Source organism: Tunicatimonas sp., from assembly GCF_049647865.1.
Classification (GTDB): Bacteria; Bacteroidota; Bacteroidia; order Cytophagales; family Cyclobacteriaceae; genus Tunicatimonas.
This window is the reverse complement of sequence record NZ_JBARYM010000774.1, coordinates 1-1,953: the sequence shown is the minus strand read 5'-3', so window position 1 is coordinate 1,953 and position 1,953 is coordinate 1. Positions and strand designations below refer to the sequence as shown.

Genomic DNA, 1,953 nt, shown 5'->3' with positions numbered 1-1,953 from the left:
ATATAATCTAGCAGTAAGCAAATCTACAGATTGCTAGTATTATAAATTCTCTTGCTGTTTAAGCCTTAGCTGTCTGAGGCAGATAACGAGCTAACCAGGAATTTTGCACCGGAATCTTCCAGCGATTTTCAAAAGCTTCAACCGTGGGAATGGTATTATCGAACGTGATAGTGTCTGGTAGTATCTGTCCCTCTTTTACTGCTTGTTTAGCTTGATTCATCGGTATTAGTTGTACTTCATCGTTCTGCCAGAAGGCAATTTGGGTACGATCAAAGAAGCTGACTGCGGAGCCTTCGGTAGAAAATTTGTGCTCCAATTCTCGTACAAAAGCAACGGAGCTATCAATGGAGCAACCACTGGCCGCATTGTACCGCTCATCTACCGCAATTACCAAAAAATACTGATGGAAAACCTGTACCGAAGATTGTAGTGCATTTCCGTGAGCAGCCCACTGGTTCGTAAAGATCTGGCCTAACTGAATAGCTTGCTCCTCTTCTGCTTCACTTAACGGACGATTGGCTTGGTATACCCAAACACGGGCGGTAGCGGGCATTTCTTTAAAAGGAATATACATGACGAAAAGTTTTTTATGGTAAGCCGATAAATTATCTTGGTGCGTTGATCGATAAATAACAAACTTTCTGAAGTATTGGTGCAAAAACGTTCGCGAAAACGGCTTCTCGTAAGGGTTTTTCTACTTGCTGTAGTTGCTGGATTTATCTATTTGGTTTATTACGTTTTTCAGGCATTGCCGATTCTTACCGGATTTGGTGCTAAGCATTTATGTTCCTGCCACTTTGTAGCCCATCGTTCCGATAGCTCAGTGTTGGTAAATGAGCTGGCTCGGTTTCCGTACCGATTAGCTGAATACGAAGTGAACGAAACGGATTCTTCGGCAGAGGCCTCTATTTTTGGTATAGCAACTCGGCAAGCAGTGTATCGACCCGGAGCAGGTTGCGTATTGCGGGTGAATGATAAGGAAGTAGCCCAAATTCCTCAACTAACTCAGATTACTAGTCGGAAAACTAGTACTCATCAGATCCCTCAAAAAAAAGCTGCTCTTAGCGGAGTAGACTACATCCAGCTAAACGAAGCAATAGACTGGGCTTTTTCAGAACCGGATACCGAGCGTCTGAAAAACACCAAAGCCGTAGTAGTAATCTACAACGATACGCTGGTAGCCGAACGCTACGCACCCGGTTTCTTCGCCCAAACGCGGATGCCCGGTTGGTCTATGACGAAGAGCGTAATTAATGCTTTAGTGGGTATCACGGTTCAGCAATCGCAGCTAGACATTCATCAGCCCGCCCCGGTTCCGGCTTGGCAGGAAGAAAATGATCCGAGACAAAATATCACTTGGAACCACCTAATGCGAATGAACAGCGGATTAGATTGGGGCGAAACCTACTTTGGTGTGAGCGACGTTACCCGAATGCTGTATTTATCGGAAGACATGGCGAGTGTGGCTATTCATCAGCCTTTAGGTGATGAACCAGGCACAACGTGGTACTACTCCAGTGGGACTACAAACATTCTCTCGTGGTTGCTTCGGCAGCACTACGGCGACGATGCTTACTACGCACTTCCTTATCAGCAACTATTCCAACCCCTGGGAATGTCGAGCGCGATTATTGAGGCCGATTTATCTGGCACGTTTGTCGGCTCATCGTATATGCTGGCTACCGCGCGCGACTGGGCGAAGTTTGGCTTGCTGTACTACCACAATGGAGTCTGGCAGGGACAGCGAATCTTGCCGGAGGGATGGGTGAAATACACTACTCGTCCGGTAGACGATGCTCCATTTCGTAAGTATGGTGCTCAGTTTTGGCTTAATGCTGGAGAACGCAATCGTCCTGACCAACGGGAATTTCCTGATGTACCGACTGAATTGTTTTTTGCTCAAGGATTTGACGAACAAAGTATCTTTATTCTGCCCCAGCGCAAACTGGTAAT

General features: G+C 46.1%; 2 protein-coding genes. One reads left to right on the top strand and one right to left on the bottom strand.

Annotated features, from left to right (window positions below; all coding sequences use genetic code 11):
* Positions 1 to 58: 58 nt before the first annotated feature.
* Positions 59 to 574 (bottom strand): hypothetical protein, encoded by a 516-nt coding sequence (locus WBA23_RS22555; RefSeq protein WP_424584538.1) that lies wholly within the window; start codon positions 572 to 574, stop codon positions 59 to 61.
* A 78-nt stretch (positions 575 to 652) separates the two neighbouring features.
* Between WBA23_RS22555 and WBA23_RS22550 the strand changes: the two genes are divergently transcribed.
* A partial coding sequence (locus tag WBA23_RS22550; protein WP_424584537.1) for a serine hydrolase domain-containing protein occupies positions 653 to 1,953 on the top strand: 1,301 nt, incomplete at its 3' end.

Excerpts from the sequence above, each read along its gene's own strand:
- WBA23_RS22555 (WP_424584538.1), bottom strand. The coding sequence starts at position 574 with ATGTATATTCCTTTTAAAGAAATGCCCGCTACCGCCCGTGTTTGGGTA.